Source organism: Variovorax sp. 10N432 (assembly GCF_056394465.1).
In genome coordinates this window covers 1-6826 of sequence record NZ_JBFTHX010000088.1, presented here as the reverse complement: position 1 = coordinate 6826, position 6826 = coordinate 1, and the positions used below count along the sequence as shown (strand labels likewise).

Annotated in this window: 8 protein-coding genes; 2 read left to right on the top strand and 6 right to left on the bottom strand. The window is 62.2% G+C overall.

Going from position 1 to position 6826, the window contains the following annotated elements; all coding sequences use genetic code 11:
- Window positions 1-849: 849 nt before the first annotated feature.
- A complete protein-coding gene (locus tag AC1DF3_RS36405; protein ID WP_478142723.1) occupies window positions 850-1938 on the bottom strand; it encodes a DNA-binding protein in 1089 nt (362 codons plus the stop codon).
- An 11-nt stretch (window positions 1939-1949) separates the two neighbouring features.
- Here AC1DF3_RS36405 and AC1DF3_RS36400 point away from each other — a divergent pair, with 11 nt between their 5' ends.
- On the top strand, window positions 1950-2150 hold the full coding sequence (locus AC1DF3_RS36400) for a hypothetical protein (RefSeq protein ID WP_478142722.1): 201 nt from the start codon (window positions 1950-1952) through the stop codon (window positions 2148-2150).
- A gap of 404 nt (window positions 2151-2554) precedes the next feature.
- The gene (locus tag AC1DF3_RS36395; RefSeq protein ID WP_478142724.1) at window positions 2555-3646 is read left to right on the top strand and encodes a site-specific integrase; all 1092 of its coding nucleotides are present in this window, start codon (window positions 2555-2557) and stop codon (window positions 3644-3646) included.
- Between the two features lie 245 nt (window positions 3647-3891).
- Here the strand turns inward: AC1DF3_RS36395 and AC1DF3_RS36390 are convergent, their stop codons facing one another.
- The 5 genes from AC1DF3_RS36390 to AC1DF3_RS36370 all read right to left on the bottom strand — a co-directional run.
- Window positions 3892-4194, bottom strand: a complete 303-nt coding sequence (locus tag AC1DF3_RS36390; protein WP_478142721.1) for a hypothetical protein — start codon at window positions 4192-4194, stop codon at window positions 3892-3894.
- A gap of 293 nt (window positions 4195-4487) precedes the next feature.
- Window positions 4488-4826: a PRC-barrel domain-containing protein gene (locus AC1DF3_RS36385; protein ID WP_301815861.1), complete on the bottom strand. Its 339-nt coding sequence runs from the start codon at window positions 4824-4826 to the stop codon at window positions 4488-4490.
- Between the two features lie 624 nt (window positions 4827-5450).
- Window positions 5451-5732, bottom strand: coding sequence for a hypothetical protein (locus AC1DF3_RS36380; RefSeq protein ID WP_301815864.1), 282 nt, complete (start codon window positions 5730-5732; stop codon window positions 5451-5453).
- A gap of 93 nt (window positions 5733-5825) precedes the next feature.
- Window positions 5826-6062: a hypothetical protein gene (locus AC1DF3_RS36375; RefSeq protein WP_436411666.1), complete on the bottom strand. Its 237-nt coding sequence runs from the start codon at window positions 6060-6062 to the stop codon at window positions 5826-5828.
- Window positions 6063-6457: 395 nt separating this feature from the next.
- A partial coding sequence (locus tag AC1DF3_RS36370; protein WP_478142720.1) for an NAD(P)H-hydrate dehydratase occupies window positions 6458-6826 on the bottom strand: 369 nt, incomplete at its 5' end.

Below are 6826 nucleotides of genomic sequence, written 5' to 3'. Positions count from 1 at the left end.
CAATGATGTCCTCACCCGGCTGCCCACGCAGCTGAACAGCCGCATCGACGAACTGCTTCCGCACAACTGGCACCCCGCGCGCTGAGCACGTCGCCGCTACCGCGGCGATCCTCGTCCGCCCGTCAACTATGGGACGGCCAGCCGCTTACGGACTATCGCGCGATCCGGATCCTCCAAAACCGTGGAACCGCGGCGGCGCCCAGCAAGGAAAAGCCGTTCAAGCGCGCGCTTCGTCCCGTCGACACGATTGCGGTGCACCAGGCACGTCGAAGTTGGCTGAGCCGTTCGAAGGGTCGACGGTCGTGGTCACGCACACCGCAGATCGCTGTCGGCTTGACTGGGTATCCGGTGCCTTCGTGAGCGAACTGCCAGAGAATTTCTTCGAGGCGCCTGCCCTTTGGGTACATGGCTAGCTTTGACTACAAGGTGGGCAATTGCCGGGTGGTGTCCTGCATCAGGATCGAACTTTGGCAGACTAATCCTCCTTGGATGGCCGATTTCGATGTGAGTATGACGCTCGAACCGGTTTCGGCGCCCGAGGTTTTCTTTGCGCTGAACCGACATTCAGGTTGGAACCTAGTTGTGGTCGTCGCGACAGGATTTCATTGCTTTCCGCAGACAACCCGGGTGTGCGAATGTTGTCGCGGATAGGGCAATCCGATGTGCACGTTGTTGTCGGCGGACTACGAGGAGCGAGGCGGCAGGTTTCGTTGCACTCCGTCAAGGATTTAACATAAATACTATTGTATTAATGTCGCCAAGGGGTTCTTTGGGCGACTTTCATCTAGACATCCCCACGCACATTTGCCGTCACAAAAGTCTTGCCGTCAGCAGCTCCGAGTCCAGCGCTCACGTTGATGTCTTTTTCCCGCGGGCGTGCGGTGTCGTGTCGCTGTGCTCGTGCTGGGACCCCAACTTGCGCATGGCGGCGGCCGTTGCGGCGTGGCTGTCTCGGAGATGTTTGATCTCGCGCTCGGACTGGTCAAGGTGTCGCTGAAGCTGGGAAGCGAGATCGATGGCGCGCTGTTCGACTCCGGCGCCACGCTCGCGCAAAATTGCCAGTTCAACCTGCGCCTCTTGGTATTGGCGTGACCAGGCGGCAGCTTCGTCGCGGTGCGCAGTCTGTTCGTCCTGCAGCGCTTGCTGAGTCGTGCTTAAAGCGGTGCGAGCGGCCTCGGCATCGGCAAAACGGGCCTGTTGCTCCTTGGCGAGGTCGGCGGTGGCTTGGCGCGTCACCATGCGCTCGCGATCGATTTCGGAGAGTAGGCGACGTTCCTGTGCCAGATGGCGCTCCTCGGCTTCGTTTGCGGCGCGCTGCTTTGCTCCAAGTTGCATTGCCAAACTCTCGCGTAGGGCTTCCTTGCTGGTTTCCGTTTCATCCAGAGCCTTGCGCAGACGCCGCACCTCGGCTTCCGACTCGCTGAGCACGCGCACAGATTCCTGCTGTTGCCGATCCATCTGGTCCTGCATGGCGCAAAGCGCCTGCTTTGAGGCGGCGAGGGCCTCATCTAGCTTGGTCCGGGCCTGCTCAAAGGAGATCTCGCGCTGCTGGAGGTCGGCTCCCATCTGGCCCAGGGCGCTGCGCTCCAACTCGAACTCGCGCCGAGTGGCCTCTGACTTCTGGACCTGCACCTGATCGGCCTCGCGGCGGGCGGCATCCCAGAACAGCTTTGCGGCCTGGACGACGGCGAGCGGTAGCTGATGCGCCTCCCCGTCGGCCGGGTTGGCCCCATGGCCGTCAAGTCGCTTGCCAAGCGTGGCGAACCATCGCTCCAACATGGGGCTCACGGTGTTGGGCGAGCCGCTGCCAAGACGCTGACGCACGCGCTCGATCGTCGGTCGAAGCCCCTCGTGAAGCAAGGCGTCGGCAGCTTCCCAAACTTGCGACTCCTGTACGCCGCGCCCCGATCTGATCGGGTGCTGCACGTTATCAATCACTCAATTGCTCCTTGCCAGTTGTTGATCGCGTGTTGCAGGTGTCAGACGCTGTCTTGTCGGGTGACGACAACATTCAAACACCTTTCATCTTTGACCGAAGCCAAGTGAATCGTGTCGCTGAGCAGAAGCCCCCAGGCATGTCCACAAAAGGCTTGCTTTCCGACCCTTGGAAGACTTTTGCTTCCTTTCCGGGCAAGACCAACATTCACTGAATGCTGTCGCATATCCCTGCACATTCCAAAAGCGAATGCTGTCGCCCGACTCGGTTCCTTTGATTTCAACGGTTTTCGAGTCTAACGCTCGAGTACGCACAAGAAATGCTTGCAAAAGCGCACAAAAATTACTGAACACGCATCGAACTTTTCGGATCCATGCCGGCTTTCCTTGCGATCTTTTACTTGCGATAATAATAGATTATCGGAAGTGATGTACAATATACGTAAGACATCATACATGGCACATGTACTAAATAACGGTAAGTCGGCGTTGCGCCGACGGCCTGTCGTCGCTGGTGAATCCCGTCCGTTGCTGGAGCGCGTCCATGAAATCCCCTGACAAAGTGCCGTCGTCCAAGGTGTCCAAGGTGTCCAAGGTGTCCAAGGTGTTCAAGGCCTTGATGCCGCTGAAGCGTGACCATGTGCTTCTCGACCCCGGCCAGCTCTCTGACATGGCCGAGGAAGCCGCCCATGACCTGATGGCCGAAGGCGAATCAGGCAACACGCGCCTGGCGTACCGCGCCGCCATGCGCTACTGGGCGGCCTGGTTCGGCGCGCGCTACGGGCGCCAGATGGCACTGCCGGTTGCAGTCCCTGTGGTCGTTCAGTTCATCGTCGACCATGCCCAGCGCTCGACCAAGGCGGGCCTCGAGCACCAGTTGCCGCCCGAGATCGATGAGGCGCTGGTCGAGGGCGGTTTCAAGGGCAAGCTTGGCGCACCGGCGCTGAACACCCTGATGCACCGGATCTCCGTGCTCTCGATGGCGCACCACGTTTCGAAGCAGCCCAACCCGTGTGTGGATCCTGCCGTGAAAGCGCTGCTGAGCAAGACCCGAAAGGCCTATGCGAAGCGCAACGCCCTGCCCCACAAGCAGCGCGCGCTGACCAAGGAGCCGCTGGAGGCCGTTTTGGAGACCTGCGACGACTCGCTCAAGGGAAAGCGCGACCGCGCCCTCCTCCTCTTCGCCTGGGCCTCGGGCGGGCGCCGGCGCTCGGAAGTCTCAGAGGCTGTGTTCGAGAACCTGCATCGTGGCGATGAAGGCGCCTACCTGTACACGCTGGCGAGCTCGAAGACGAACCACAACGGAAAGATCCGCCCGGAAGACGTGAAGCCGGTGGTCGGGTCGGCGGCCGTGGCCTTGGACACCTGGCTCAAGGCGAGCGGCATCACCTCGGGGCCCCTCTTCCGACGCATCCTCAAGAACGGAAAATTGGGCACCGACGGGCTGTCAGGGACGGCGGTGCGGGACATCGTGAAGGCGCGGTGTGCGCTCGCAGGGGTGAGCGGGGATTTCTCGGCCCACTCGCTGCGCTCGGGGTTCGTGACCGAGGCGGGGCGTCAAAACATGCCGCTGCAGGAGACGATGGCGATGACGGGGCATCGGAGTGTGGACACCGTCGCGGGGTATTTCAGATCGGGTGCGGCTCAGGTGAGCGCGGTTGCAAGGATGATGGATTCAACGAAGGGCAAGCGCGAAGACGAGGCAGGTTAAATGTGGCACCCCAAACCGTATCAAACCCGACGGTGCTGGCCGATGACGGACAGCCGGCGCCGGCCGCTCACCCGCGTCGAAGTCGGACGACGTCGCCGTGATCTCGAAAGCGCTGGGCGCGCTTGAGGCCCGGAGAGGCAAGTCGCCGGAGCTGGCCGCCGAGCGACAGGCGCTGCGCCGGCTGGATGCGCTCGCTCGCTAAAGGCTGGGGTCTGAAGCCCCTGTTCGCTCGACTGTCCGACCAGTCATTTGGGATCATAGGGCGTAGCAACCTCTTTTGAGGGCGGATCGCTGCTCTTCTCTTCGTGAAGAGGCGAGAGAGATTTGTACCCCTGGACATACCGGAGATATTCGTCCCATTCTTGTCTCGTTGTCATGAGTTTCACCTCCTGAGCGTTGCCCTGGCGTGCGACTTCCCGGATTGTTAACCGTACTTCAATCACTAGAGAAGGTCTGTCGGACAAGAGCGCAACGGCAAAGGCCCGTTCGCCTGCCGCCGCCCAGCAGGACCGCTGGAGCTGGATGCGCTGAACGTTGAAAGCCAGCATCCAACGGTGTTCGCTAGCCTGTCCGACTACAGTCGGAGACGGACGGCCGCCGGCATCGAGGAACCGGGTTTCCGGGTGGATGCCGAAGCTTCCTCTACCAGCGCCGGAGGCCGACGGTGTCGCCGTGACGGAGCCCTACAGATCCGAGAACCGCGATCCGCCGATCTCGTTGCGGGACATCCAGTCGTCAATGAAGTCTTTCGTGCCCAGGGCAGGTCTTGCGGCGGTTGCGTCGGACAGCACAAATGCCGCTCGGTGCTGTCTACTACGCGGCTCTGAGCCAACGCCCCTATTCAGAAGTCGTAATACTTGTCCACACTCGTCCGGTAGGCGTCGTCATACTCGGGCACTGCGTCCTGACCATAGCGAGGCGCGGCTTCGAGTTGGGTCTTGTCGAGCGGGACCACATAGCCGTCCTGAGCGGTGTCGTACTTGAGCATGTTCCACGGGATGGGGTAGCGGTCGGTACCCATGCCCAAGAAGCCGCCGAACTCCAGCACCGCGTAGCGCACTTGCCCGGAGACCTTGTCGATCATCAAATCGTCGATGGTTCCAAGCTTGTCGCCTGCAACGTTGTACACGGAAGTGCCTTCGACCCGTTCAGAGGAAATGACAGAGGACGAGATCGCCATGAGAAGCTCCCAAGCCGGCGCCGCTGGGAGGCGACGACTACCGTTCCAATGCCCAGCAAATTGTTTGTCGCTCCCCGTGGTCCGCTGCGCGATCAGGCCGAACCGAATCTGATGTAGGCCATGTTCCAGGGGTGCCTGTTTGCAATGGTTCCATGCTCATCAGCGCCGCGGGGAGCGGGCCCCCCACCCATCATTCGATCGGGTCTGAGCGGCTGTCATCTTTCGGCACATAGGAGCCAGTTCGTTTTCCGGCGTATTGGAGCCAGTGGATTTCCGCCGTAATGGAGCCACTGCGTTTTCGGCATTTTGGAGCCACTTGAGTTGAAGGACACCTCGATCTGATGGGGTAGTTGCGTGCTGAAGTGGGCGACTTGATGAAGTCCCCACGGAGGCCGCGATGAGCGAAGGAGAATCGAGATGTTTCAGTACCGAATCGCCCTTGCGCAGATGCGTCGGGGCGCCTCCGAGCGAGAGATCGCGCGAAGTCATTGCATGGGCCGGCATAAGGTGGCGGACCTGCGCGCGTTGGCCGAGCAGCACGGCTGGCTCGATGCGCAGCCATTCTGTGAGCAGCCCCGCCATCTAATGTCCGCATCTACGGCGCGCGGCGCTTAGCAGCGGTGCTCAGAAAACGGCGCCCCTCAGCAGGCTCGCCTTGCCGTCAAAACTCAGTTCGCGACGATCCTTGAAGTCGAGTATCCGCGTCCTCCGGCCTGCGGCCAAGCTGACCAGGTAGTTCACCACATCCTTTCGGTTCGGCCATGTCGTCGCCACGAGTTTGGGCGGCGAGGACTCATCGTCGATCGCCACGTAGCGGCCGGCCGCGTGGCGGCCGAAACCGACAGGGACTTCGATGCCAGCTTCCTCGCAGTAGCTTTGAATCCTGGCCTTGTATCCTTCGAACATGACGTCTCCTCGACGGATCTGTTATCTGATTCTTGTCGCAAGAGGAGTTGCCGAATGTCAGAAGAAGTGCCGCGAATCGATCGGCAAGAGCGGTCACGACGGCGCCTCCGTCTTGAACAGCCCCCGCACATTGAGCCCAGCCAGGCAAAGCTGCAAGGCGACGAGGGCCCAGGCGTCGGTGTGAAAGCCCCAGGCCACCCAAAGGACGTTGCTGAGCAGGAATATCCAGAAGCCCGCATTGCGTTTGCCCTTTGCGCTGGAGCCCACGAGGTAGGCCGCTGCGATCGAGGCTGCGAATGCAGGCCATTGCACGAGGTCCAGAGGTTCCACGATTGCTGTTGCCGCTGCCCGGGGCGCGGGCGACGATCGCCTGTTGAAATGTGAAGGCTGCAGTGTTTGTTGCCGGGCAAGGGGGCGTGGTCATCCCGCCAGCGCAGGTGGCGTAGGCGATGGGCTTGCATGCCGCACGCTGCACCACCTCCAATTGAGAGCCACCGCGCGTCATCGTAGTGGCGGCCGCGACTGACAAGCGAGGGTCATCGACATGGGACCTCGCGCTGAGCAGGACGGTGGGCGCGTCGTGGCGGCCGGGGCTCCTGCACATGTGGCGGCTGCAGCGGACGGCCTGACGGCGTGCTACCTGGCCCCCTTCGTGAATGCGTCGATCTGCACAGCGCCGTGAGCGACCCGCAGGCGCAGCGCGCCGCCGTGAGGCGCGCTCAGCCTCAGCGCGGCGATGACCGCTTGCTGAGCGCGTGCAAGCTGGCCGGCAATTCTGCAGCCAGTTCGCGCGCCAGATAGCCCAACGGGCCGTGCCGCCGCGACAGTGCAGCCCCAGCGCTTGCGTGCGCCGCCACGCCCCAGGCGCAGGCGGGGAGCGGCTGCAGGCCCCGCGCCGCCAGGCCGCCGATCAACCCTGCCAGCGTGTCCCCGGAGCCCGACGTCGCCAATCCCGCCGCCCCATCATCGAACTGCCACAACGCACCGTCCGGCGAGGCAATGACCGTGCTGCCGCCCTTCAACGCCACGCACGCGTTCCAGCGGCTTGCAGCGTCGCGCGCCGCCGCGACCGGGTCTTCGCAGACAGCCTCCTT

Coding starts and splice junctions, on each gene's coding strand:
- AC1DF3_RS36395 (WP_478142724.1), top strand. CDS start 2,555: ATGCCGCTGAAGCGTGACCATGTGCTTCTCGACCCCGGCCAGCTCTCT.
- AC1DF3_RS36390 (WP_478142721.1), bottom strand. CDS start 4,194: ATGCTGGCTTTCAACGTTCAGCGCATCCAGCTCCAGCGGTCCTGCTGG.
- AC1DF3_RS36385 (WP_301815861.1), bottom strand. CDS start 4,826: ATGGCGATCTCGTCCTCTGTCATTTCCTCTGAACGGGTCGAAGGCACT.
- AC1DF3_RS36380 (WP_301815864.1), bottom strand. CDS start 5,732: ATGTTCGAAGGATACAAGGCCAGGATTCAAAGCTACTGCGAGGAAGCT.